This is a genomic window from Chryseobacterium pyrolae (genome assembly GCF_025153485.1).
GTDB lineage: Bacteria > Bacteroidota > Bacteroidia > Flavobacteriales > Weeksellaceae > Chryseobacterium > Chryseobacterium antibioticum.
Window position 1 is genome coordinate 340921 of the sequence record NZ_JANZQH010000003.1, and the last position, 26047, is coordinate 366967.

The 26047-nt window shown below is 36.9% G+C and carries 26 protein-coding genes and 2 tRNA genes; 13 read left to right on the forward strand and 15 right to left on the reverse strand.

Annotated elements, in window-relative coordinates; all coding sequences use genetic code 11:
• Positions 1-139: 139 nt before the first annotated feature.
• From NZD88_RS08325 to NZD88_RS08335, 3 genes are all read left to right on the forward strand, one after another.
• A complete protein-coding gene (locus NZD88_RS08325; protein ID WP_111955217.1) occupies positions 140-433 on the forward strand; it encodes a helix-turn-helix domain-containing protein in 294 nt (97 codons plus the stop codon).
• Positions 434-549: 116 nt separating this feature from the next.
• Positions 550-1977, forward strand: coding sequence for an amino acid permease (locus tag NZD88_RS08330; protein WP_259828697.1), 1428 nt, complete (start codon positions 550-552; stop codon positions 1975-1977).
• 273 nt (positions 1978-2250) lie between these two features.
• On the forward strand, positions 2251-3051 hold the full coding sequence (locus NZD88_RS08335; RefSeq protein ID WP_259828698.1) for a GLPGLI family protein: 801 nt from the start codon (positions 2251-2253) through the stop codon (positions 3049-3051).
• Positions 3052-3122: 71 nt separating this feature from the next.
• Here the strand turns inward: NZD88_RS08335 and NZD88_RS08340 are convergent.
• Both NZD88_RS08340 and NZD88_RS08345 read right to left on the reverse strand, forming a co-directional pair.
• Positions 3123-3193 (reverse strand) — tRNA-Gln (locus NZD88_RS08340).
• A gap of 187 nt (positions 3194-3380) precedes the next feature.
• Positions 3381-3451, reverse strand: a tRNA-Gln gene (locus tag NZD88_RS08345).
• A gap of 98 nt (positions 3452-3549) precedes the next feature.
• Here NZD88_RS08345 and NZD88_RS08350 point away from each other — a divergent pair.
• The 4 genes from NZD88_RS08350 to NZD88_RS08365 all read left to right on the forward strand — a co-directional run bounded on the left by NZD88_RS08350 (position 3550) and on the right by NZD88_RS08365 (position 6932).
• On the forward strand, positions 3550-4581 hold the full coding sequence (locus tag NZD88_RS08350; protein WP_259828699.1) for an AMP-binding protein: 1032 nt from the start codon (positions 3550-3552) through the stop codon (positions 4579-4581).
• Positions 4582-4653: 72 nt separating this feature from the next.
• Positions 4654-5046, forward strand: a complete 393-nt coding sequence (gene arfB / locus NZD88_RS08355) for an alternative ribosome rescue aminoacyl-tRNA hydrolase ArfB (RefSeq protein ID WP_259828700.1) — start codon at positions 4654-4656, stop codon at positions 5044-5046.
• 349 nt (positions 5047-5395) lie between these two features.
• The gene (locus NZD88_RS08360; RefSeq protein WP_259828701.1) at positions 5396-5776 is read left to right on the forward strand and encodes a GreA/GreB family elongation factor; all 381 of its coding nucleotides are present in this window, start codon (positions 5396-5398) and stop codon (positions 5774-5776) included.
• 181 nt (positions 5777-5957) lie between these two features.
• Positions 5958-6932: a deoxyhypusine synthase family protein gene (locus NZD88_RS08365; RefSeq protein WP_169236454.1), complete on the forward strand. Its 975-nt coding sequence runs from the start codon at positions 5958-5960 to the stop codon at positions 6930-6932.
• Positions 6933-7320: 388 nt separating this feature from the next.
• Here the strand turns inward: NZD88_RS08365 and NZD88_RS08370 are convergent, their stop codons facing one another.
• Positions 7321-7467, reverse strand: coding sequence for a hypothetical protein (locus NZD88_RS08370; RefSeq protein ID WP_259828702.1), 147 nt, complete (start codon positions 7465-7467; stop codon positions 7321-7323).
• 115 nt (positions 7468-7582) lie between these two features.
• Here NZD88_RS08370 and NZD88_RS08375 point away from each other — a divergent pair, with 115 nt between their 5' ends.
• Positions 7583-7879: an MGMT family protein gene (locus NZD88_RS08375; RefSeq protein WP_076508540.1), complete on the forward strand. Its 297-nt coding sequence runs from the start codon at positions 7583-7585 to the stop codon at positions 7877-7879.
• Positions 7880-8071: 192 nt separating this feature from the next.
• Here NZD88_RS08375 and NZD88_RS08380 read toward each other — a convergent pair whose 3' ends face one another.
• The 12 genes from NZD88_RS08380 to NZD88_RS08435 form a co-directional block, all read right to left on the reverse strand.
• Positions 8072-8452 carry a helix-turn-helix transcriptional regulator gene (locus NZD88_RS08380; protein WP_259828703.1) on the reverse strand — a complete coding sequence of 127 codons (381 nt, stop codon included), beginning with the start codon at positions 8450-8452 and terminating at the stop codon, positions 8072-8074.
• A 304-nt stretch (positions 8453-8756) separates the two neighbouring features.
• Positions 8757-10649 (reverse strand): molecular chaperone HtpG, encoded by a 1893-nt coding sequence (gene htpG / locus NZD88_RS08385; RefSeq protein ID WP_259828704.1) that lies wholly within the window; start codon positions 10647-10649, stop codon positions 8757-8759.
• A 103-nt stretch (positions 10650-10752) separates the two neighbouring features.
• Positions 10753-11478 (reverse strand): phosphodiester glycosidase family protein, encoded by a 726-nt coding sequence (locus tag NZD88_RS08390; protein ID WP_259828705.1) that lies wholly within the window; start codon positions 11476-11478, stop codon positions 10753-10755.
• Positions 11479-11552: 74 nt separating this feature from the next.
• Positions 11553-12560 (reverse strand): recombinase RecA, encoded by a 1008-nt coding sequence (gene recA, locus NZD88_RS08395; RefSeq protein ID WP_169236449.1) that lies wholly within the window; start codon positions 12558-12560, stop codon positions 11553-11555.
• Positions 12561-12763: 203 nt separating this feature from the next.
• Complete coding sequence (locus NZD88_RS08400; RefSeq protein WP_259828706.1) at positions 12764-13951, reverse strand: oxygenase MpaB family protein; 1188 nt, start codon at positions 13949-13951, stop codon at positions 12764-12766.
• Between the two features lie 99 nt (positions 13952-14050).
• Complete coding sequence (locus NZD88_RS08405) at positions 14051-14824, reverse strand: response regulator transcription factor (protein ID WP_259828707.1); 774 nt, start codon at positions 14822-14824, stop codon at positions 14051-14053.
• Positions 14825-15453: 629 nt separating this feature from the next.
• The gene (gene gap / locus NZD88_RS08410) at positions 15454-16458 is read right to left on the reverse strand and encodes a type I glyceraldehyde-3-phosphate dehydrogenase (RefSeq protein ID WP_259828708.1); all 1005 of its coding nucleotides are present in this window, start codon (positions 16456-16458) and stop codon (positions 15454-15456) included.
• 30 nt (positions 16459-16488) lie between these two features.
• Entirely contained in the window at positions 16489-17475 is a 987-nt protein-coding gene (gene pfkA / locus NZD88_RS08415) for a 6-phosphofructokinase (RefSeq protein ID WP_259828709.1), read from the reverse strand.
• A gap of 83 nt (positions 17476-17558) precedes the next feature.
• Entirely contained in the window at positions 17559-18431 is an 873-nt protein-coding gene (locus NZD88_RS08420; RefSeq protein ID WP_259828710.1) for a DUF4846 domain-containing protein, read from the reverse strand.
• A 59-nt stretch (positions 18432-18490) separates the two neighbouring features.
• Positions 18491-18736, reverse strand: a complete 246-nt coding sequence (locus NZD88_RS08425; protein ID WP_341483008.1) for a winged helix-turn-helix transcriptional regulator — start codon at positions 18734-18736, stop codon at positions 18491-18493.
• A gap of 67 nt (positions 18737-18803) precedes the next feature.
• A complete protein-coding gene (locus tag NZD88_RS08430; protein WP_259828711.1) occupies positions 18804-19562 on the reverse strand; it encodes a TIGR03915 family putative DNA repair protein in 759 nt (252 codons plus the stop codon).
• Between the two features lie 36 nt (positions 19563-19598).
• On the reverse strand, positions 19599-20858 hold the full coding sequence (locus NZD88_RS08435; RefSeq protein ID WP_259828712.1) for a putative DNA modification/repair radical SAM protein: 1260 nt from the start codon (positions 20856-20858) through the stop codon (positions 19599-19601).
• Between the two features lie 143 nt (positions 20859-21001).
• Here NZD88_RS08435 and NZD88_RS08440 point away from each other — a divergent pair, with 143 nt between their 5' ends.
• From NZD88_RS08440 to NZD88_RS08460, 5 genes are all read left to right on the forward strand, one after another.
• On the forward strand, positions 21002-22330 hold the full coding sequence (locus tag NZD88_RS08440) for a hydroxymethylglutaryl-CoA reductase, degradative (RefSeq protein WP_259828713.1): 1329 nt from the start codon (positions 21002-21004) through the stop codon (positions 22328-22330).
• Positions 22331-22496: 166 nt separating this feature from the next.
• Positions 22497-23576 (forward strand): hypothetical protein, encoded by a 1080-nt coding sequence (locus NZD88_RS08445; protein ID WP_259828714.1) that lies wholly within the window; start codon positions 22497-22499, stop codon positions 23574-23576.
• A 1-nt stretch (position 23577) separates the two neighbouring features.
• The gene (locus tag NZD88_RS08450) at positions 23578-23964 is read left to right on the forward strand and encodes a DUF423 domain-containing protein (RefSeq protein ID WP_259828715.1); all 387 of its coding nucleotides are present in this window, start codon (positions 23578-23580) and stop codon (positions 23962-23964) included.
• Between the two features lie 70 nt (positions 23965-24034).
• Entirely contained in the window at positions 24035-24718 is a 684-nt protein-coding gene (locus tag NZD88_RS08455) for a hypothetical protein (protein ID WP_259828716.1), read from the forward strand.
• Positions 24719-24762: 44 nt separating this feature from the next.
• Complete coding sequence (locus tag NZD88_RS08460; RefSeq protein ID WP_259828717.1) at positions 24763-26040, forward strand: chloride channel protein; 1278 nt, start codon at positions 24763-24765, stop codon at positions 26038-26040.
• The last annotated feature ends 7 nt before the right edge of the window (positions 26041-26047 follow it).

A 26047-nucleotide genomic window follows, 5' to 3' on the forward strand; every position in this document is an offset into this window, starting at 1 on the left:
GATGGTAATGACCTTGATTTGTATGAAAAAATAAATATCATGTAACGTGTATAATGTTTTGCCAAAGGTATTTATTAACTTTGTGTAAGTCTAGTAGGTATCCTTCTAAAGTATACCGAAAACTACTAAAACAGAAACGATGAAAGTATGTGGTCAAAATATCAGGAAAATCCGTAGAAGTAAAGACTTTACGCAGGAGTATATGGCTTTTGAAATGGGCATTTCCCAAAAGGCCTATTCCGACATTGAAAATTCCAAAGTGAAGATCAATCTGGAAATTCTGACGAAGATCTCCGACATCCTGGAAATTAAGCCTTCAGACATCTGCAGTATTTCGCACAAATGTGGAACAGACGGGAATGATGATCGCTATCAGTCGCTTTTGGAATACATGAAAAAGAATAATATTTCAATTCCGGAGGAATACCTATAAGAAATACTCCATTTTTACTTTTTAATTCTTTAAAAATGAACCTTTTGAATGTTCTTATAGCTTCGTAGAACGCGAATTTCTCTAAAGTTTTATATATTTAGGGCATAATTGATTTTATGAACAGCGAACAGAAAACGGAGTCCAATGATGGGGCTCTAGTGAGAGGATTAACCAACAGACATATTCAATTAATTGCCCTCGGGGGAGCCATAGGAACAGGATTGTTTCTTGGGATTGGTCCGGCAGCAGTTTTAGCGGGACCTTCCGTTATTCTGGGATATGCTTTAGCAGGAATTATTGCATTTTTTATTATGCGCCAGCTTGGCGAAATGGTCGTTCAGGAACCTGTTTCCGGAAGTTTCAGTCACTTTGCCTATAAATACTGGGGGAATTTCCCCGGATTTGCTTCCGGCTGGAATTACTGGATTCTTTATATCCTGGTAAGTATGGCCGAATTGACGGCTATCGGGCATTATATTCATTTTTGGTGGCCCGAAGTCCCGCTCTGGGTATCCAGTTTGTTCTTTTTTATCGTGATTACAGCCTTAAACCTGGCTTCTGTAAAAGTATATGGAGAAACCGAATTTTGGTTTTCTATCATTAAAGTGGTAGCCATTATTGGGATGATCGTTTTTGGTGTTTATTTACTGTTGAGCGGAACTGGAGGAGATAAAGCAAGTATATCGAATTTGTGGAACGACGGCGGATTTTTCCCCAAAGGATTTTTTAATAAAGGGGAAAGTGGATTTTCCGGGCTGTTTGCTGCCATGGCGATGATCATGTTCTCTTTTGGAGGATTGGAATTAATAGGGATTACTGCCGCCGAAGCTAAAAATCCTGAAAAGACGATTCCTAAAGCCACTAACCAGGTTATTTACAGAATTTTAATTTTCTATGTGGGGGCTTTGGTGATTTTATTTGCTTTGAGTCCCTGGAGAGAGATAACAGAGGGAACAAGCCCTTTTGTTATGGTTTTCCAGAATTTAAATGGTTTTGAATTCAATATCTTCGGAAAGGTGATCCAGTTCAATATTTTAATTGCCAATATTCTTAATCTGATTGTTTTAACTGCGGCTTTATCGGTGTACAACAGCAGTGTTTACAGCAACAGCAGAATGCTTTTCGGACTGGCTCAACAGGGAAATGCACCGAAATTTCTGAAGAAACTGAATAAAAACAGTGTTCCTACCAATGCGATCCTTATCTCATCCTGTTTTGCCGGAATCTGTATTATCATCAATAAACTGGTTCCCGAAAAGGCATTTGAATACTTAATGGCTTTGGTGGTTTCTACTTTAATTATCAATTGGCTGATGATCTGTTATACCCATTTGAAATTCAGAAAAGATAAAGATCAATCGGGGGTAAAAACATTATTTCCTTCCATATTCTATCCGGTATCAAATTACATCTGTATCCTGTTTTTAGTGGCAATTTTGGTGTTGATGAGTATTACTGGAATGGAAATTCAGGTGATCTTAATTCCTATTTGGCTGGCTTTTCTGTTTGTAATGTTTAAACTGTACAAACCTAAATCTAAATAGAAAACTGTAGAACAGACTTATTCAAATTATATAGAGGATGGATTTTTATCTGTCCTTTTTTGTTTAATTGGAAACCATAATGAAAGTATGTCTATGTTGAACAAAAAACTTCTGCTAACATAGATTTTGTATTAAACAGCTGAGGTGCAAAATGCAACGCTTGTCTTTTTCAGTGAAATTGTATACATTACTTAAGTTTTTGTGCTTCAATTTGATTTCGTCGAACTAGTGTTTTCGGGCCGAACAGAAAGTCCAAAACTTAACATAGATTTTATGAAAATAACAGACCAATTGAAATTTATTTTATTTTTTTCACTACTGTCAACATTTTGTTTTTCACAGAAGTTTAGTTTTATCTATGAAGCTAAATATAGAACAAGTAAAGAAAAACCTGAAGATATTAATACTGAAAATATGATTTTGGATTTTGAGAATAATACTTCTATTTTTAGAGAATCCATGTCCAAAGATGCTGATTCCCTAAAGCTTATTAATAAAAATGGAGGCTATAGAATGGGTGTTGAAAATCAATTTTATATTAAAAAAGATGTCACTAATAAGAAAATAGGGAAGATTATTACCTACTTACGGGCAAATTATCTTCTCCCGATTGATGAAAAATTAAATTGGAAAATCTTATCAGAGCAAAAAACAATTGGAAAATATAAATCACAAAAAGCAGAAGTCAGTTATGGTGGCAGAAACTGGATGGCATGGTTTACAACAGAATTACCTTTTAATGATGGTCCCTATATTTTCAATGGATTGCCTGGTTTAATCATTTCCATTGAAGATACAGAACATGATTACTCATTCAATTTAACACAAATAAAAAAAGGAGGGGATTGGTTTGATGTAAGGACAAAAACCATTACAATAGACTGGACACAATATGATCAGCTGGGAAAATCGTATTATAATGATCCCTGGAATTCCAAAACTGCCAGAAAAGTTACATTTACTGATCCTCAGGGTAATGAAAAAGATATGAATGAAATGATTCGACAAGCGCAAAAATCTATTCTTGAAGAAAATAATCCTTTAGAGTTGAATCACAAAATCAATTATAAATAAAAGCTTTTGCAGGAGTGCTTTTTGACCGTTATTTTAAACAAAAAAACCATCCTTAAAAAAAGAATGGTTTGTAGACCCACAGGGATTCGAACCCCAACTGATGGTACCAAAAACCAGAGTGCTACCGTTACACCATGGGTCTGTTTTATTTTGGTGGTGCAAATTTACATTTTTTTTCTTTACAGACAAGAATCTGCTGCAAAAAGTAGACTTTTTTTTAGTTGAAAATAGATAAAAGCCTATGCTTTTATAAGTTAAGTTTTATTTTTAAAGAGATCTTGCTATATAATATTAAAACAAAAAAACCATCCTTAAAAAAGAATGGTTTGTAGACCCACAGGGATTCGAACCCCAACTGATGGTACCAAAAACCAGAGTGCTACCGTTACACCATGGGTCTGTTTATTTTGGTGAGGCAAATTTACAGCTTTTTTATTTAGATACAAGAAAATTTTAAAGTTTTTTTTACATTTACATTACTTTTTATGTCATACCAACATGCTGATAGACTTCAATAATCTCAATATTAATAATTTATCCTTTCAAACGGATTTCGATTATAAAATTAAAAATTTTTTAGACGAATGGTTTTCCGATGGAAATACGGTAAAAGTGCAGACTTCAGGTTCCACAGGTGTACCCAAAATTTTTGAAATCGAAAAAAATAAAATGGTCAATTCTGCCGTAATGACCTGTGATTTTTTAGATTTAAAAGAAGGAAACAAAGCATTGTTATGTCTTCCGGTAGACTATATTTCGGGGAAAATGATGGTGGTTCGTTCCATTGAAAGAAAGTTGAAACTGATTGTCACTGAGCCGTCCTTAAAACCACTGGAACATCTGAATGAAGAAGTAGATTTCTGTGCAATGACTCCACTTCAGGTGGAAAACTCACTGGATAAATTACATTTGATTAAAAATTTAATCATCGGGGGGGCTACTGTCTCCGAAAATCTAAAGGATAAAATATTTCATACAGAGCTACTTGCCCGTACTTTAAACCGTATTTTTGAAACCTACGGAATGTCCGAAACACTTTCCCACATTGCTCTGAAACAATTGATGCCACAACCGGAAGATTATTTCACAGCTTTCGAAAATGTTTCTGTCATTACGGATGAAAGAGGTTGCCTGAAGATTTTTGCGCCTAATGTGAATGCTGAGGTACTGCAGACTAATGATTTAGTTGAAATTAAAAATGAAAAACAGTTTAAATTTCTGGGACGTATCGACAATGTCATTAATTCCGGTGGAGCAAAAGTTTTTCCGGAAACATTGGAAGCTTTGGTTAAAAAAGAGATTCCAAATGAAGCTGTATTTATGGGAGTAGAAGATGAAAGCTTGGGGCAGAGACTTATTTTGATCATCGAAGGAGAGGCATCTGCCGATCTGACAGAAAGGATTTTAAAAATACCTTTTGAAAAAAACTTCCACAAGCCAAAAGAAATTATTTTCCTCGAAAAAATTCCAAGAACGCCGAACGGTAAAGTAAACCGAATGGACTTACATAAAATAATAGCTGAAGGCTAAAATCTTACCTACGTCTATTATCTCTCTCTATTATCTTTTATCTTTACTCTTTAATCTATTCATCTCTATCCTATGAAAGACTTCTCAAAAGAACTTAGCTTTAAAACTTCCCGCAGCAGTGGGGCAGGAGGTCAGAACGTCAATAAAGTGGAAACCTCCGTGACCGTTCTTTGGTTGGTTGCTGAATCCGAGTTTTTTAATGACTATCAAAAAGAGCTGATCCAAAATAAATTGAAAAACAGGATCAATGCTGAAGGTTATATGTTCCTCACTGTTTCAGAAAGCAGGACCCAGCTGATGAACAAGAACAAAGCGATTGAAAAAATTATCGATCTGGTCAATAAAGCTTTAATTGTTCCCAAGAAAAGATTAGCGACAAAACCTTCAAAAGGGCAGAAGCAGAAGAGGCTGGATACCAAAAAGAAAATTTCCGAGAAGAAAGACAACAGGAAGTTTAAGTTTTAAGGGTTCGGATTCGGGATCGTGAGTTTTTTTTCTCTACATGTCAGGATTTTTGAGTATCTTAGGGTATTATTAATAACTTTTAATGTATGACAGCAATTATTCCTTTATCTGCAGACCGCCACTCTAATGGCCTTTTGCTGTCGCTGTTGTACTTACATAAGGATTCTTTTCTGAAGAGTTCCAAGGACTTTATCAATTAGGCCCTGTCAGGATCCACGACAGGGAAAGTATTCCAATAAATTTCACATATTATTTTTGCAGTTTTCCACAGGAGAAAAACTGAGGAGAGGTGTAATCCTGCATTGGGTCACTGGAATAACTGCATCCATTCATTTTAAAAGAATTAAAAATGTCCAACCCTATTATTGTAACTACCGGAATTTATGATGCTATAAAAGATACACTCAGAAGAAAAAAGGTAAGTATGCCGGAAGAGAAAAGACTTACTGAAGAATTGAGAAAAGCTAAACAGGTTTTGAGGAGAGATCTTCCTGATGATGTAGTAACTGTTAACAGAAAAGTAACGATCAAAGACCATACTCAAAATTTCGAACATGAATATATTTTCGTTGCCTCTGTAAAAGCTAAGCCGGCCAAAAATAAACATTCCATCTTATCAGATATTGCTTTGGCAACTGTCGGGTACAAGGTGGGAGATATCATCGACTGGCCTTTCAAAGACGGGGAAAGAAAGATTGAGATCTTAAAAGTAGAATCTTGTCACGGGTAATTCCTGTGTAATCTATATTTGTTAGATGAAAGTACAGCTCCACAGCTGTACTTTTTCTTTAAAACATTGATGAGTGGAGCCTTTTTTATCATTTGTTAAAAAAGGATGTTCATGCAAGAGTTTCTTTACGTACCCATGTTGCATTCCGTTTTTAAGTTTTATCTTTGCAAAAATTAAAAAAATGAGCAAACCGATTTCTGAATTTATAGAGAAATATTACCTGCACTTCAATGCGGCTGCATTGGTAGATGCATCTAAAGGGTATGTTGCACATCTTAAAGATGGCGGAAAAATGATGATCACTTTGGCGGGTGCTATGTCTACTGCTGAATTGGGGAAGATTCTTGCAGAAATGATCCGTCAGGGAAAAGTTGATTTTATTTCTTGTACAGGAGCCAATCTTGAAGAAGATTTAATGAATCTTGTGGCGCACTCTCACTACGAAAGAGTTCCGCATTACAGAGATTTAACGGCACAGGATGAGTGGGCTTTATTAGAAAGAGGATTAAATAGGGTTACAGATACATGTATCCCTGAAGAAGAAGCTTTCAGAAGACTTCAGAAGCATATTGTGGATATCTGGAAAGATGCAGAAGCTAAAGGCGAGCGTTATTTCCCGCACGAATTTATGTACAAAATGATCCTTTCAGGAGTCCTTGAGCAATATTATGAAATTCCGAGAGAAAACTCATGGATGATCGCTGCTGCTGAGAAAAACCTTCCAATCGTGGTTCCGGGATGGGAAGATTCTACCATGGGTAACATCTTCGCTTCTTACTGTATCAAAGGTGAGCTTACTGCAACAACTATGAAATCAGGAATCGAGTATATGATGTACCTTGCAGACTGGTATACTCACAATTCAGCTGGAAAAGGAGTTGGTTTCTTCCAGATCGGAGGAGGTATCGCAGGAGATTTCCCAATTTGTGTAGTGCCGATGTTGTACCAGGATATGGAAATGCACGACGTTCCATTCTGGTCTTATTTCTGCCAGATCTCAGATTCTACAACGTCTTATGGTTCATACTCAGGAGCAGTTCCAAATGAGAAGATCACTTGGGGCAAACTGGATATCACCACACCGAAATTTATCGTTGAAAGTGATGCTACCATCTGTGCACCATTGATGTTCTCTTACATCTTAGAAAATTCTTAAGAACAAACTTCTTATAAAAATACGAGCGCTTCAATTCATTTTGAAGCGTTTTTTTATGTTCCCACACCTTCATTGCGAGCGAAGCGAAGCAATCTCTTAATAATCTTAACTACTAAACTTTTTCTTAATGGTTTTTTAAGATTAGAATTAAGATTTTAAGACTGTTAAGTTAAATTTTTATCCTTAAGTGAAATTGCTTCATTTCACTCGCAATGGCGTATACCATAGCATCATGAATACATGAATACTTTTTACATTTTACAGAATTTATTGCGTGCCCCTCGCCATCCCAACCCCCAACCCGGGTCGGGCTGTTCCGGGCTCCACTTCGTTCCGGTACGCGGTACCGCTCGCTGCGCTCGCGCCCTCCATATCCCTCATGCGGAGGTCAGTCAAGGGAATTGACCAGCACAAAATAGCGGTAGGCCAAGATTCCTTTCTCAATTTTACTGAGGCTGTTCGGATCTTTGTTGCTCAGCTTGGGGAGCATCTTTTTATTTACTGCATTCAGCAGTTGGAAAAATGATTTTTTCATACCTTTATATTTAAAATGAAACATCATTGAATCATTAAGAATTCAAAAATGATGCAGAAACGGGTTAAATTCATTTAAACCTTAATTTTCAACGCGATAAACAGAGTACTTACCTATGGACGAAATTTTCAAACAACAGATTTACGAGATCACAAGACTTATTCCCAAAGGAAGAGTTTCCTCTTATGGTGCTATAGCTAAAGCGGTGGGCTACCCCAACCATTCCCGACATGTGGGGAAGGCGATGGGTGGATGTCCTGAAGATGTCCCCGCACACCGTGTCATATCCAGTTCCGGCGTATTATCTGTTCCCGAATTTCAGAAAAGGCTGGAAGCAGAAGGCATTACTGTTGAAAACCTGAGGATAAAAGATTTCAAAAAACTGTTCTGGAACCCGCTTGATGAAATTTAATTATCACTCCTGGCACTAAAAAGTAAACCATCGTCGCCTTCTTGAAGAGATGATTTTGCCCGCAAAAAAACAGACTGCTAAAAAATAGAAGCAATCAGTTGCTGTCACAAAAAATGCCTTGAATACTAATGAGTATTCAAGGCATTTAAAATTTATAGGGTAAATAATAGACAGATTTTAAAAATACAGCCGTTATTTTCTTCCTTTCGGAGTTCTTAATTCTTCTTTCAATCTTTCATTTTCTTCCTTCAAAAGGGCGATATAACCCTGAAGGTTTTCAATAATAGCTCCTGGAATGTTATTAAACTGTTGATTGATATTTCCTCCTGAAGCACTTCCATTAAATATAGGATGATCATTATTAATAACCACCTTAGCTTCCTCATCCTCATAAATTTCCTCTACCGAAACATCCAGGAAGCGGGCAATTTTATCCCATTCATCCTTAATGATTCTTACATCACCACTTTCCTTTCTGCTGTAGTTGGATACATCAGTCGCGATAATATCAGCTATCTGCTGCTGAGTATAGCCCTTTTGTTTTCTGATGACGCGTAATTTTTCTTTTTGCATATCCGACATTTTATACAAAAATGGAAAAAAAGCACAATCTGTACAATAGAAAACAGAAAAAATATGCAGTAGATTCTTGGAATTTAACCAAAAATATCAAAAAAGGGTAGAATATTAAAGATATAGGATCCGTATGTTTATGATTTACTCTCTACATTTTATGTTTTATACGCAAAGGAGTAAGGTTTTTTCAAGTGTATAGCCGTTTTTAGATCCCAAGAAAATCAAATATTTCAGCAAGGAAAATATATAAAAAAGACTGCTCCCAATATGAGAACAGTCTTTTCATTTCTGTATTATTTTATTATTTCTCCAGTTGCTTGTAGCTTCTCTGGATAAAATCTGTCAGGTCTTTTCCTTTCAGTAGATTCTGTGACAGTTTTGCAAGATCAAGAGCGTTTTTAATCAGCGTTTCTTTTTCTTCAGGATTTTCTGTCTTTAAGATCTGGTTAGAAAGCTCACTGTTCGAGTTCACTACCAGATTATACATCTCCGGGAAACCTCCCATTCCGAACATGCCACCGCCGCCAGTTGCCTGCATCTCTTTCATTCTTCTCATGAATTCAGGCTGCGTGATGGTAAACGGAGCATCATTGCTATCAAGATCTTCAAGCTGTACCGTGAATTTAGCGTCTTTTACAGCTTCTTCAACGTTCTTCTTTAAAGATTCTTTTTCAGTTTCAGTCAATTTGGAAATAACCGGTTCATCTTTTTTGATCAGGTTATTGATGTGATCTGCATCTACTCTTGCAAATGAGATCTTTTCTTTTGACGTTTCCAGTTTCTGGATTACGTGAGAAATGACAGGGGAGTCCAGTAACAGAACATCATAACCCTTATCATTAGCTGCCTGAATATAACTGTGCTGTTCGTCTGCATTGGTTGCATAAAGGATTACCGTATTGCCGTCTTTATCTGTATGGGCTGGCTGGATCTTTTCAAGCAATTCATTCCAAAGGAAATATTTTCCGTCGGTCGTAGGATATAGCGCGAATTTATCTGCCTTTTCTGCAAACTTCTCTTCTGTGATAATTCCGTATTCAATCACTATTTTAATGTCATTCCATTTTTGCTCATAATCCTGACGGTTTTCGTTGATCAGAGAAGACATTTTGTCGGCCACTTTTTTCGTGATGTAAGAAGATATTTTCTTTACAGCACCGTCTGCCTGCAGATAAGAACGGGAAACGTTCAACGGAATATCCGGAGAATCAATAACCCCTCTTAAAAGCATCAGGAAGTCAGGAACGATCCCTTTTACTTCATCCGTTACAAATACCTGGTTCTGATACAGCTGGATTTTATCCTTATCAATATTTAAATTGTTGCTCAGTTTCGGGAAGAATAGAACACCTGTAAGATTAAATGGGTAGTCAACATTCAGGTGAATATTAAACAAAGGTTCTTCAAACTGCATGGGATACAGTTCGTGATAGAATTTCATATAATCCTCGCTGGTCAGTTCGCTCGGTGCGATAGTCCAGGCCGGTGTCGGGTTATTGATGATATTGTCTACTTCTTCAGTTTCTGCAACGGCATCTTCCGGAGCATCTTCCGGTAACGGAAGGGTATGTGTTTTGGTCCCGAATTTAATCGGAACGGGCATGAATTTATTATATTTTGAAAGGAGTTCACGAATTTTTGCTTCTTCTAAGAATTCTGTAGAATCTTCTGCAATATGAAGGATGATCTCCGTTCCTCTGTCTGTTTTGTCAGTGGTTTCCTCAAGGGTGAATTCAGGACTTCCGTCACAGATCCAACGTACGGCAGGTTCGTCTTTGTAAGATTTAGTGACGATTTCCACCTTTTCAGCTACCATAAATGCTGAATAAAATCCAAGACCGAAATGGCCAATAATACCGGAGTCTTTTGCAGAATCTTTATATTTTTCCAGGAATTCTTCAGCTCCCGAAAAAGCAACCTGGTTGATGTATTTTTCAACCTCTTCAGCGGTCATCCCGATTCCCTGGTCTATGATGCGAAGTGTTTTTTGTTCTTTGTCGATCTTTACTTCAAGCTTCGGATTTCCATATTCCACTTTAGCTTCTCCAATGCTTGTTAAATGCTTTAATTTTAAAGTAGCATCAGTGGCATTAGAGATGAGTTCTCTCAGGAATATTTCGTGATCACTGTAAAGAAATTTTTTGATTAGAGGGAAAATGTTTTCCACAGATACATTAATATTTCCTTTAGTCATAATATTTTAGATTTTTTAATTTCTTAGTAATGCTCAAAAAAAATACCGATTTGAACAAAGTGACAGATTGGCATTTTTTCTGCAGACCGAATCCTGAAATTTGCTACTTTGCTGTGGTAATCCCTATCATGACTCCGAAATCCCCATCTTCCTGAATCCAGTTTTCTTCCGGAAAATAGGCTCTTGAGACAAAACCGTCAAAATATAATGCCTCGTTACATCCTAAACTTTTAAAGAATGAAGCAAAGTGGTAAAAGTTTATTTTTTTCTTAGACATGACAAAAATAGGATCACCATTCTTCAATATCCCGACACCGTTTCTGATATTTAAATTCCCGGAATTTTTTTGAAAAATTGGATTTATTTTTCCATTGATCAGTAGCATAGGACCGGACTGTGTAGCAAATCTGATATCTGAATCTGTTTTGAAATGTTCAGTAGAAATAATGGCAGATTCATTGGATCTTTTCATGTAGAAAATGCCGTTGGGTTTTAAGTAGAAATTTCCTTCACCATCTAAAGTATCAATGGGATGTAAAGTTTTGTAATTTTCTATGTATAATCCTTTGGGGATATTGTTCTCAATGAACATACCACCATTCATTGCAAATTTTAAATCCTGATTTTTGGTTCTAACGTATTTTTTTAAATTCTGAATGTTTCTGAAAGGTTGGTTCTGAGTATTTTTCCAAAAGAATTCAACCTTCTCATTTTTTGTATCGACAGAGTACACTACGAAATCAGGGTTGATCTGTCTGTCTTCTTTGCAGGAAAAGAAGACTACAAATACCGAAATAAATAATATTTTGGATAAAATATTCAGCTTCATTTAAGTTTTTATTTAAAATTACATAAAAAAAGACAGCCTAAAAGCTGTCTTTAATTTATAGATTGGAAAAAAGATTATTTAACCTTATTTTTCAATTCTTCTTTGATCTTATTTTCTAATTCCTCAGCTAGCTCAGGGTTGTCTTTCAACACATCTTTTACCGCGTCACGACCTTGTCCTAATTTAGTTTCCTCATAGCTGAACCAAGAACCGCTTTTCTTTACAATTCCTTGTTCTACAGCCTGATCAAGGATTTCTCCTGTTTTAGAAACTCCTTCACCGTACATAATGTCGAATTCAGCTTGTTTGAAAGGTGGAGCTACTTTGTTTTTCACAATTTTCACTTTCACACGGCTTCCTACTGCTTCGTCTCCGTTTTTAATAGGCGCACTCGCTTTTCTGATATCTACTCTTACAGAAGCGTAGAATTTCAATGCATTACCCCCTGTAGTCGTTTCAGGGTTTCCGAACATCACACCGATTTTTTCTCTCAACTGGTTGATGAAAATTACCGTACATTTTGTTCTTGAAATCGTAGCGGTCAGTTTTCTCAATGCCTGAGACATCAATCTTGCATGAAGACCCATTTTAGAATCTCCCATTTCTCCTTCAATTTCCGCTTTTGGTGTCAATGCAGCCACAGAGTCAATGACAACGATGTCAATTGCTCCTGAACGGATTAAGTTATCAGCAATTTCCAAAGCCTGTTCTCCATTGTCCGGCTGAGAAATAATTAAGTTTTCAAGATCGATTCCTAATTTTCCCGCATAGCCTCTGTCAAAAGCGTGCTCTGCATCAATAAATGCTGCAATTCCACCTGCTTTTTGAGCTTCTGCAATAGCGTGAAGTGTTAAAGTTGTTTTACCGGAAGATTCAGGTCCGTAGATCTCAATGATTCTTCCTCTTGGATAGCCACCTACTCCAAGAGCGATGTCTAATCCCAAAGATCCGGAAGGAATTACTTCAATGGTCGTATCAATAGTACTGTCCCCTAATGTCATTACCGTTCCTTTTCCGTATGTTTTATCTAGCTTGTCAAGCACTAATGCAAGCGCTTTTTTCTTATCTTCTATGTTGCTCATCTGTTGTTAAAATAATTGCTCAAAAATAAGGAATTTTACGGTCAAAAACTAATATTATTTAAGAGGAAAAACTGTTTTTAGCGTTAAATAATAATAATGTTTTGAAGCTGATGTAGTTCATTACGAATGGAATGCATCATTTTATGATCCAAAACATAAAAAATGTTTTTTGTCTTTTAAAGTAGGTGCCGTTCAGTGTTGTTCTAGTGGAAATTTGAATTTTTAGTTACTTTAAGATAATCTTCCAGTACTTTCATCTGGTCTTTGTCTCCTTTTTTTATTCTGGCGTCTCTGCTTACAATCTTATCATATATTTTGTTGATCAGGATCTTTGTTTTTGGAAACAGGTTTCTGTTGGAAACCTCAGGGATCTGTAGTCTTTTGCATACTTCATCATCCAGCAGGAACCATGTACAGCAGATATGCAGGTATCTCAGGTTGGTCCTCTGGAATTTGAATTTTAAAATCGGATTTTCCAGAGATTCATTCAGTAAAGAATGAGCCAGCAAAATAGAGTCTTTGTCTGAAGGAGGCTGAACAGAAGTCCATAAATGGAAAAATTCTGTTGCCTGTTTTTTGCTGTCAGGAAGAAGTTGCTCAGGAATTCCGAGTAAATAGCCAACATATTTCCACAGATGAAAAATTCCTTTTTCCTCTTCTTCTGAAAAGGTATTTCCAAGTTTCTGAAGACTGTGAAGAAAAACAAGACTGAAACCGATATAGGTAGCCATCATATCCCACGAATTGATAGGTTCGCCCCAATTTTCAGTATCCCACTGCTTATCATATTTCTTTATGGAAAGTCTTGCGTAAGAATGGATCAGGCGGGTCTTAATCGCAAATTCATAACCTTTTGCATGAATTTCCAGGGCATCATAGCGTGTCACATTAACCCAAAAGTCCAGCGTTTCTGAAAGACGTTTTACGGCGCCTTTTTTCAGAGCTTCTGTAGCGGTGAGGGGTTTATTAAGGTAGGCATAATCATAACCTCCAATCAGGCAGTAATCTCTTAACGAAATGAGCGAGTCGATATTACTTCGCATACAGAGCTCTGCGCCGCTTTTCAGCAGGCTGTAGTCGAGCCAATCGGGAATCTGCTGGGTCTGGTTGAATAGTTTTTTTACACTTTCAGGAACATTGTCCGTTTCGGAGATCCCGTTTCGGATATAATTTTCGATTTCTCTTGAGGCTTCATGGAATTTTTTAGTCAAATAAACATCTTTTACCACTTGATCCCCCATTTCGTCCACGTGATAAAAATAGGGTGAAAATTTTTCAAAGTCCTTAAGACTCACTTCAGCTCCGGAAAAATCAATAAGCTGTTTTCCATTGCCTTTTTCCCAGAAATGTTTGAAGTGTGGAGAATCTTTAAAACGTGGCTGTATCATCATGTTTTCCATTGTACTATAAAAATACAGGTTTTGTGCCGAAATTCCCTGGTGAGATTTATCAGTCTTTAATTAGATTCTTTATGGAGAAATAGAAGCAGATTAAATAAGGCCTCTTTCAAACGCTTTTTTAACAAGTTCCTTACAGTTTCTTGAGTCTGTTTTTCTTAAAATGTTTTTTCTGTGTGTACGTACCGTATGTTCAGAGAGAATCAAGGCCTGGGCAATTTCAGGTCCTGAATATCCTTTTGTGATATAAGCCAGAATTTCCATCTCTCTTTTCGTTAAATGTTCAGGGAAATTCTCGGGCTTCGAAAAGCAATCCAGCTTCACCTGGTGAAAATCATTTCTAGGACCTATTCCGGAAATCAGGACGGTGTGGGGATTTTCTTTGGTGATATGATGAATATTGGTATGGATATTTATAGCCTGAATGGGAATTCCTGTTTCATCTTCCATGGTGATGACAGACTGATGATGGAACAGTTCATAGTTTCCTGCGGCTGTTTTCATTCTGAAGCAGTAGCTGCACTTGAGGTAAAGTTGGTGCTCGAAACCTATTTCTGTCATTTTGTCGATAAGGGTCTGCTCTGCTTTTATGACAAATTCGATATCATCCGGATGGGTAAGATCAATGACTTCTTTTAAGTTTTCGGGATAGCTGTTTAGGCCGTGAAGTTTGAGAATATTTTCATGATGATGGGAAAGTGTACTGTTGGTAAGATTCAGAGCATAATAATAAAACTCACCGATGGCAAACATCTCGCTAATGATACGTTCTATAGGCGGTTTATCCTGGATCTTTCTGCCTCTCCTGACGGCTGGGTATGTATTCCAGACTTCAATAAGAGGATGTTTTTTTTCTGAATTCTCCATGAATAAATTGTTTTATGCTAAAATAATTAAAATACTTTCAAAATACCACAAAAGGGGGATTTTTTTACTTTAATAAAATTTTAAACTTTGTACTAACTAATAACCAGGAAAACTCAATTTACTTTGCTCCGTTTTGTTTAATGGTTTAATTTTTTCTATAAATTAATTTTAATTGAGAAAAACATTAACTGTCAAATCATTGGCAACTGTTTCTACAAACTATTGTAATGAAATCTTTAATGAATGTTATAAAACAGTTTACTCTTTTCTTTTTAGTTGTTTGAAAATGATAAACTTATGGCCTCTCGTTGCTGGGGGGCTTTTTCTTTGGACATTTACGTCACCTTCTTGTTTATTTTCTCACCTTTAAAATCATTCTTAGAATAAGATATTATTTACAGTAGGTCCTGTGGGATTTCATTTTGCACTTAACAAATAAGGCAAGGAATGGATTCATGGCGGCAATTATTGGTGGAAATTTGGTATAGGAGCTGATTTGAAAATATTGGAAAACTTATTTTTCAAATAAGTTTGAAGGAATTTATAACTAAATGATTATTTGAGTTTGAATAAAAAAAACCTTCCCATCGGGAAGGTTTCATTATTTATAACTGATTGCTCATTACTTATTATAAAGAAGCAGAATGGATAAGCATATCTACCAATTTGTTTGAGTAACCCATTTCGTTGTCATACCAAGAAACAAGTTTTACAAAGTTTGGAGAAAGCATAATACCAGCATCTTTGTCGAAGATAGAAGTTCTCTTATCTCCTACGAAGTCCTGAGAAACTACAGCATCTTCAGTGTATCCTAAGATTCCTTTCAATTCACCTTCAGAAGCAGCTTTAATAGCAGCACAGATCTCATCGTAAGAAGTAGCTTTTTCTAATCTTACAGTAAGGTCAACTACAGAAACGTCAACAGTTGGTACTCTGAAAGACATACCTGTTAACTTCCCGTTTAATGAAGGGATTACTTTTCCTACCGCTTTAGCAGCACCTGTAGAAGAAGGGATAATGTTGTTAAGAGCAGCTCTACCACCTCTCCAGTCTTTAGCAGACGGTCCATCAACAGTTTTCTGAGTTGCTGTTGTAGCGTGTACCGTAGTCATAAGACCTTCTACGATTCCGAAGTTATCGTGGATTACTTTAGCTAAAGGTGCTAAACAGTTGGTTGTACAAGAAGCGTTTGATAAGATTTTGATATCGTCAGTAAGCTCCAGGTGGTTCACACCCATTACGAACATCGGAGTATCGTCTTTAGATGGAGCAGAAAGGATTACTTTTTTAGCTCCGGCGTTGATGTGAGCCTGAGCAGTGTCTTTAGATAAGAAAAGACCTGTAGATTCTACGATATACTCAGCACCTACTTCATTCCACTTTAAGTTGTTAGGATCCTTCTCTGCAGTTACTCTGATTTTTTTTCCGTTTACCACAAGGTCGTTACCTTCTACAGAAACTTCTCCAGGGAAAATACCGTGTACAGAATCATATTTTAACATGTAAGCCATGTATTCTGCGTTGATTAGGTCATTGATTCCTACTACTTCAATGTTATCTCTTTCAGTCATTGCTCTGAAAACAAGACGTCCAATTCTACCAAAACCGTTGATACCTACTTTGATTGTTGACATAATAGTTTGTTTTAGATTTATAAAAAATAATTAGATTGCTAAAATTTCGGAAATCAATAAAAGATCTTTATTGATTTCATTATGTTTTTTAATGGCTTCTTCAATCGGTGTATACACCATATCGTTGGAACGCATTCCGGCCATTACATTTGTTTTTCCTTCCATTAATCCCACTACGGCACCGTAACCCAGTCTGCTGGCCAAAACTCTGTCTGCACAGCTTGGAGAGCCTCCTCTCTGGATATGTCCTAAGATCGTTACACGGATATCATAATCAGGGAATTCTTTTTTAGTTTGGTCTGCAAGATCGTAGATGCTTCCCAGTTTTTCACCTTCAGCCACTACAACGATACTTGATGCTTTTCCTGTTTTTTCAGCTTTTCTGAAATTAGCAAAAAGATCTTCCATGCTGTCTTTTTTCTCAGGAATAAGGATATCCAGAGCACCTGTTGCCAATCCGCTGTTTAAAGCAATGAAACCGGCGTCACGACCCATTACCTCCACAAAGAAAACCCTGTTGTGGGAAGTAGCCGTATCACGAACCTTATCAATAGCTTCCATAGCTGTATTCAAAGCCGTATCGTAGCCGATGGTATTATCTGTTCCGAAAATATCATTGTCAATAGTTCCCGGTACACCGATTACTCTGATTCCAAATTCTTCGTAAAAGACCTTCGCTCCGGTAAAAGTTCCGTCACCTCCAATGCATACCAATGCATCGACACCATGTTTCACACAGTTGTCATAAGCTTTCTGGCGTCCTTCCGGAGTTCTGAATTCCACAGATCTGGCGGATTTCAGAATGGTTCCGCCCTGGTTGATTATATTTTTTACGGAACGGGGACCCATTTTCAGGAAATCATCATTGATGAGCCCGTTATAGCCTTCCCTTACTCCGTAGCATTCGATATTATAATAATTGGCGGTTCTTACGACCGCTCTTAATGCTGCATTCATACCTGGAGAGTCACCTCCTGAAGTAAGAACTGCAATTTTTTTTACAGCACTCTCTTTCATCTAGTAAAAAATTTCGAACACAAATTTACAAAAACAAGTTCAGATAATGGCAGTAAGTTGAGAAGAGTTTTGAATATAAATAATTAAAAGCTTCTAAAATTTGTAGGTTTAAAAAAATACCTTGCCGTTTTGGTTTCAGAAGAATTTACATCAAGACGGTACCATGGCGAAATATTTTTATCAAAAGGATTGGAAAGCATATGAATAGATTGTGCCGGAGTGAATCCTTCACTTAATAAAAATAACTTTTCACCTTCCTTATTCTGACATACTCCCGAAATAAAAACAATATGCCCCGGACTGCCTGGCGTGATCAGAATATTACCCGTTTTCAGATCCGAAGTTTTTGCGACCGGTTTTGTTTCCTTATTTAATGAAATCGTTCCTGCATAATTGAAAATCAAATCCAGATATTTTCTAAAATTTGGGTAAGAATCGTCAAAATCTGCTGTTTTTCTAAAGCTCACCGAATTTCCATTGACGAAAGCACGGATACCGTTTTTATAGTCATTCCATGACACCAGATCGCCACTTGTAAAATGAAATTTGATCTCGTCAAACTTTTTGGCTTTGTACAAATATTCAGCTCTTAGACGGATTGCGGCATCAGCACACTGTTGCAGATCTTTATTTCCTGTGTCAATATCGAAAATGGCTTCATGAACATCCTGCGTGGCAATGGGCGTTCCGTCATATTTTAGAATCTGGCTTCCATAAGGTTTCAGCTTGAAATTCTCAATGAAATATCCGAAAGAATCAGGCTGCTCTTCAATCCATGTATACCCCTTAGGAGCAGAAAATCTTCCCCTGATCGTATTTTTGTCTTTATTAATTTGAACGGAGTTTTCGGGAACCAGGGTTCCGGCCATTTCGATTGTGCTGCCTGATAACTTTTTATCATTATGACAGCTCGAAATGGCTATAGCCAGCATCAGGCCTAAAATATTTTGTTTCATGGGGTTTTATTTAATCACAAATATGACAGATTTTTGAACATGAATTAAATAAATGTGCTTTAAACTTTCTCCTCCTCAGGAATCAAAAGCTTTCCCCAATCATTCAGCGGCCAAAGAATCTCTACCAGTTTTCCTCCAAGTTCCGTTAATGTATACTCAACTTTTGTAGGTAATTCATTAAACGATTGTTTAACCAAAATGGCATTCTCTACCATTTCATTAAGCTGTTGGTTCAAAACTTTGCGGTCAACTTTAGCAATCCCACGAAGAAACTCACCTGGACTTGAAATTGAAAGATTTAAAATTTAATCATTAGAAGATCTGAGTGATCTGAGAAATCTGCGGGAGAAAAAAACTTCAAACATATGTAAATCACCATTTCTCCGTCAGATATTTCCAGTATCTTTTCGGAACATGCTGGACATGCAGTTTTAAATTCTTCCTTTCTGTAATATTGGTTTTTATAAAATACCGTTGCCACAACGTTTGATAATTCTGCTCCTCATCATGAAACTTCTGTTGGTATTTGTGGAGATCTAATTTTTCTTCCGGATAAAAAAACTCACAGGTCTCCAGATCGTACAGAATTCCGTAATTCCGTTTCAAATCGTAAATCATCCATTTCTGATCCTGATAACGGTCTTTAAAATGTTTACGGATCAGGGGGAGAACATCGAAATCAGGATCTATTTTCGCAAAAAAGACACCGTCCTGCATTTTTTCAAACCGGACAAAAGCCGTCATTCTATGTCTTTCCCGGTCTACAGATTTACAGATCTTTGATATTTTCAGCATATCTTCATCTGCATAATTTTGAAGAATATTTTTATCAGGATGCTGGATCGATTGCTTTACAGCAGAGAGAATAAGATGCTCCCGTTCCGGATCTTCGGAGAGAAAAACTTTCAGGAGCTGGTGAACGCCAGATCTTCCGATATGCTGTTCCAGTTTGTTGAATACTCTTTCCGCTTTATCGTTTTGCGTGATCACTTCATGAATTTCAGCAAAAATATTTTCCTGATGAAACCTTTCCTTGCTTGCAATTTCCACATCTCTATACCGGTATTCAAATACTTCAAATACTGCGGTTAAAAGGCCGTCGAAACTTCCGTCATAAAGTAATGTGGTCATGGTGATTCAGGTGAAATTATTTTTTGAAGATTATTTTTAAAACAAACTCAGCTGCTGTGAAAACTGATTGTGAAACTTGGAAGAACTTCCGCCTACCAACAGCTTTCTCAAATTTATATCTGTTAAATACCTCAAATAAGCATTTCCTGCATTGAAATCGATGAAATATTTTGCCCGGTTGACAGCGGCACCCAGCTTTTTCAAATGGTCCATATTTAAAACCTGAAAACGACGAGCCTGAATGATTTTCTGCGCAGTTTTTACGCCAATTCCAGGAATCCTTAAAATCATTTGATAATCCGCTGTCTGCAGATTCACCGGAAATTGATGAAGATGTCTCAAAGCCCAACTCAGTTTAGGATCTACTTCCAAATCCAGAAATGGCATATGAGGATCTAAAATTTCTTCAGCTTTAAATCCATAAAATCTCATCAGCCAGTCAGACTGATACAAACGGTTTTCACGAAGCATCGGAACTTCCGTCGTAAGAGAGGGCAGTCTTTTGTCTTCCAAAACAGGAACATATCCCGAATAATAGACCCTTTTCAGATTGAAATTTTTATAAAAATGATCTGCCACTTTGATGATCTGCAAATCGTTTTCATTGGTTGCTCCCACGATCATTTGCGTAGACTGTCCTGCAGGGGCAAACTTCGGCACTTTTCTGAAAATTTTCTTTTCCTCTTTATACTGGTCAATACCTTTTTGAATATAGCGCATCGGATTGATCATATCCTGGCGGTTCTTTTCAGGAGCCAGTAATTTCAGCCCGCTTTCCGTAGGGATTTCAAGGTTTACAGAAAGTCGGTCTGCATATAAAGCGGCTTCCTGCATCAGCTCATCACTTGCCCCAGGAATAGATTTTAAATGAATATAACCGTTAAAATTTTCTTCAGTTCGTAATTTTTTGGCTACTCTCACCAAACGCTCCATCGTAGTATCTGCATTTTTAAAAATACCGGAACTCAGAAACAGACCTTCAATATAATTTCTGCGGTAAAAATTAATCGTCAGGTCAACCACTTCTTCAACGGTGAAACCTGCTCTTTTAATATCATTGGAACTTCTGGATACACAATAAGCGCAGTCGTAGATACAGTGGTTGGTCAGCAGAATTTTCAGCAGGGAAACACAGCGTCCGTCTTCCGTATAGGTATGGCAAATCCCGCTTACGGAACTATCTCCCAAAGCGCCTTTTTTATTCTTTCTCGTTCCTCCGCTGGATGAGCAGGAAACATCATATTTCGCTGCATCAGCAAGGATTTCGAGTTTTTCTTTCAGGCGTTCAAAATTCATATTTTTAACCGGATGTTATAATTTGTATCAAAATATTGTTCAAAAATAGTTCCAAAATTGATAAATATCAATCTTTTTCGATAGAAGTTATCAACAATGGAGACTTTCAAAATTACTATCTTTACGCATATTAAATTTATGCTATGAATCATAAACCGGTAGAAGGTTTCTCTAAACTTACCAAACAGGGCAAAATTGATTGGCTTGTGAGCGAATACCTTGAAGGAAACGAAGAATATCAAAATATATTAAAACAATACTGGAACGAAAATGCTGATCTTCAGAAACTTCATGAAGAGTTTTCTGAAAATACGATCTCCAATTTCTATATGCCGTACGGAATTGCTCCGAATTTCTTAATTGACGGAAAATTATTTGCCCTTCCGATGGCTGTAGAAGAAAGTTCAGTAGTGGCAGCAGCTTCCAAAGCCGCTAAATTCTGGATCGATAAAGGAGGGTTTAAGACAACCATTATCAACAACGAAAAATTAGGACATACCCACTTTATATTCAATGTAGAATCTCATAAGCTTCAGCATTTCTTTAATTTTAATTTGAAGAAGAAATTATATGAAGCAACTGAAGCGATCACGGCGAACATGAGAAATCGTGGTGGTGGAATTTTGGATATTAAATTAGTTGATAAAACTTCTGAAATGCCCAACTATTACCAACTTAAAGCAAGCTTCGATACGGTAGATTCTATGGGCGCGAATTTCATTAATTCATGCCTTGAGCAGTTCGGAAAAACATTGAAGCAGGAAATTGCAACGAGTGAAGATTTCACACAGGAAGAGAAAAGCTCACTTCAGGTAGTGATGAATATTCTTTCCAATTTTACACCCGACTGTATCGTAAGAGCTGAGGTTTCCTGTAAAATTGAAGATTTAAAAGACGACAGTGGAATTTCCAATGAAGAATTTGCAAGAAAATTCAAACAGGCTGTTACCATCGCTGAAATAGAACCTTTCCGAGCTACGACCCACAACAAAGGCGTAATGAATGGAGTAGATGCTGTGGTAATTGCCACAGGAAATGACTTCCGGGCAACAGAAGCCTGCGCACACGCTTACGCTGCGAGAGACGGACAATACCGATCTTTAACACACTGTACAACAGACAACGGAATTTTCAGATTCTGGATTGATCTTCCGATCTCTGTAGGAGTGGTGGGAGGTCTTACGAATCTTCATCCATTGGTGAAATTCTCACTGGCACTTCTTGGAAAACCTTCTGCACAGGGACTGATGAGTATCTTGGCTGTCTCAGGTCTTGCCCAAAACTTTGGAGCACTTCGTTCTTTAGTTACTACAGGCATTCAGAAAGGGCATATGAAAATGCATTTACTGAATATTTTAAATCAACTGGGCGCTACAGAAGCTGAAAAGCAGCACTTTGTTACCTATTTTAAAGATAAAACAGTAAGTCATCATGAGGTTATTCATGAATTTAACAGATTAAGAGCTCAGTAATGCTGCAGATTATATTACCCGTCATATTTATCATCTTCGGGATCTTTTTAAAGAAAACGACTTCCCCGGGCTTTAGAAATTCTAAAAAGCTTTCCAATGTGTTTATCATATTGGGAATTTCAACGTTGGTGGCAAAAATTATTTTAATCTATATAAAATCGAAATAGTGAAACGGAACATCCTCTTCTTCCTATTGATTTCAGGTTTAAGTTTTTCACAACAGAAAAATGTAAAGATCAGTGATCTCCAGCCGAAATCTGAAGATGCTGTATTTCCGGTGGTTTCCTATTCGGAAAATCCGTTGGTCGAAACCAAGATCAATACCTTTTTGCAGGTCAATGAGCTTGAGTATGTCCCGAATTCCGGTCCTGATCCTTTTAAGAAGGCTTCTACGGCTGCGAATTCCTATACCAACTATCTCTATTTCTACAGCTGGGAGAAATTGGTAACACCTAAAAATATTATAAGCATCGGGATAGATGGTGAAGCTTCGGGCGCCTATCCTGAAGGATTTTCAAAATGGAATAATTTTGATTTAAGGACGGGGAATTTTATCAACTGTACCGATTTGTTTCAGCCCAATGCTGTCAAAACAGTCGAAAATATCATCAATCAGAAAATCAAAAAAAGGGTGGATGAATTTCTTACCCAGTTAAGAGCTGAGAAAAATCCCGGAGAAGAAGTTCAGGATCAGATTGCGATGTATGAAGACTGCTTTATGGAGCATACCTTAGAATACATCGAATTTTATTTTGGTAAAAATCAACTGACTTTTGTGGCCGGAAGATGTTCCAATCATGCAATGAGAGCATTGGATGATCTGGGAAGCCACACCATTGAAATTCCTTACAAAGATCTGGAAAAGTACTGGAGCCCTTACGCAAAAAATCTTTTGTCGGGTTCTGAAAAACCGGATGCCACAAGCTTTCAGTATAAATTGCTGAAAGGGAAAATAGACCATAAGTATCCCATTACCGTTTTTATCAAACATCTTTACACCGATAACGGTGAGAATTCTTTTTCTGCAATGTATTGGTATGATAAAAATAAAAAACTAATAGAGTGGGATGGGAAGATCAAAGGAGATCATATTTCCATCACGGAAAACGATCACTACGATGAAGAGCTGGAAAAGTGGATTCCGAGAGCTTTTATAGAAGCCGACAAAAAAGGAAACAAGATCACCGGAACCTGGCAGGATTATAAAACAAAAAAATATTTAAATCTAGAATTAGAAGAATTATAAAATGAAAACAATTACTTTAATTTTCGGTGCTGCCTATGGAATGCTGTCCGTTATTTTGGGAGCTTTTGGGGCGCACGCTTTAAAAAAAATATTGTCTGTAGAAAGACTGGAAAGTTTTGAAACAGGAGTGAGATATCAGATGTATGCTGCATTCTTTTTATTGATTGTAGGGTATATTTTAAAATTTGATACTTCATCACAGAAATGGATTTCCATTTTAATGATTGCGGGAACCATGCTGTTTTCTTTTAGTATCTATTTCCTTAGTTTACAGGATTATTTGGGAGCAAACCTGAAGTTTTTAGGACCCATTACTCCGCTTGGAGGCCTTTTTATGATTGTAAGCTGGGCTATGCTGATTTGGTATTTTGCTAAGACAAAAATATAATCATTTCAGTTTGGGTATAAAATACAGCTATGCTCACTTTATTCAGTTTTCCTTACTTTAAAATTAAACAATGAACAGTCGCTTTACCTTGTTTTTGATGACCCTCGTTATTTTTTCTCTTAGTGTTCATAAAATAGAAGCACAGGAGAAGAAGAAATTGATGAACGGGACTGTTTTAACGGAAGTGAAAACTATTCAAAAGCGTTTTTCAGATAGCATCAGTCACTATGATTACAAAAAAAATGCTGATCTATATAGTAAGAAATATAAAGTTTTTTACATTGAAAAAATACAGAGCCTGGAAAACCTATACCAAAGTATATTCGATAAAGATGTCATCATCGGGAAAGTAAATAAAAGTATTCTATTTAAAACAACAAGCGGAATACAAACAGAAAACAACATATCGCCGGGGGCAAATAATTTTCAAAACGAAATCAAAAGTAAATCTGTTGATATTGCTGAAGTTGAAAATTATAAACAGCTTGAAGACTTAAAAAAACGTTTGACTGCAGATTTTCCGGTTTATTTAATAGAAACTGATGAAGGAACCTATCAGTGCAAACTGAATTTTATAATTGATGTGGATGGGAAATTCAAAAAAGTAAAATACAGCGGATCATCAGGTACGGAATTCAAGATAATCAGTGCATTATTCCTATATGCCATCGGAGGTTTGGAAAAACCTTTGTATTATAACAAAAAGCCCATTATACAACAATTCTCCCAGCCGATTGTGTTTAGATTTGAATAGTAAAAACAAATGATGAGGTTCTTTAATATTTAAAATCAATGACAATGAAAATCAATAGAAGAAGAAGGTTAATAAAAACATTCAATCTTCTGGATCAGCCTATAAAATTCAATCCTTTTGTATTCAGCCGTACCTTTTTTATGTGGGCTTTTACTGGGCTTGTGGGGGGAGCTATTGCGGGAGGTTACTGGATTGTTTTAGAACATTTCACGGAATTTTTAGCTGAATTTCAGGGCTGGATGGTGATTCCTACGATGGCGGTCTGTGGTTTGCTCGCAGGACTTGTCATTCACTTTATCGGAGATCCCGGAGAAATTCATCTGATTGTTAATAATATCAGGTTTAATAAAGGAAAATTAGATCCGAAAAATAATCCTTCCATGATTCTTTCGTCATTGTTTTGTGTGGCATCCGGAGGAAGTCTCGGGCCTGAGGCTCCATTGGTTCAGGTTACTGGATCTACCGGAACCTGGTTGGGGAAAATTTTCAGACTGAAAGGAGAGGAGCTGCGTTCTTTGAGCATTGCCGGAATGGCTTCAGGCTTTACCGCTTTGTTTGGGGCTCCGCTTGGAGGAAGTCTGTTTTCCCTTGAAATTTTGCATCACAAACACGCCGTAGAATATTACAGAGCTATTATTCCTGCTTTGGTAGCGAGCTGTTTCAGTTATGTGATGTTTGCTTTGATTATTCATTTGGGGATAGGCGCAACATGGGATTTGAAGGCTTATCATTATTCTGGAGTGTATGATTTTATCTATGCTTTTTTATTCGGTGTGGTGGCAACTATTTTTGGATGGATCTTTATTTTTGTGGTGAAATTTTTCAAAAAGATTTTTGAATACAGACCGTTTCCCATTTATATAAAAACTTTAGCCGGAGGAATTATTTTGGGAGTTATTGCTTATAATTTTCCCATCACAAGATACTTTGGTCATCATGAGATCAATCAGCTGATCAACGGGAATTTTACCCTGAATTTTTTGATCGTGATCCTTATTTTTAAGATCATTGCGATTGCCGTTACGGTAACTTCAGGATGGAGAGGTGGTTTTATCATTCCCTTATTTTTTGTAGGAACCACTTTAGGATTGATTATTCATCAGCTATTTCCTGCTGTGGATACTACGTTAGCCATTGTAAGCTGTATGGCGGCCATCAATGCCTGTGTGACCAGAACACCAATGAGTACCACCATTATTTTGGGAACTTTAACCGGATTTACCTATTTCGTTCCCATACTTTTTGCGAGTTTAACAGGCTATTTCCTGGCGCCTAAAATTCCATTTATCGGGTCACAGTCTGAAAAATTGTCCGAAGAATAAAATTTAG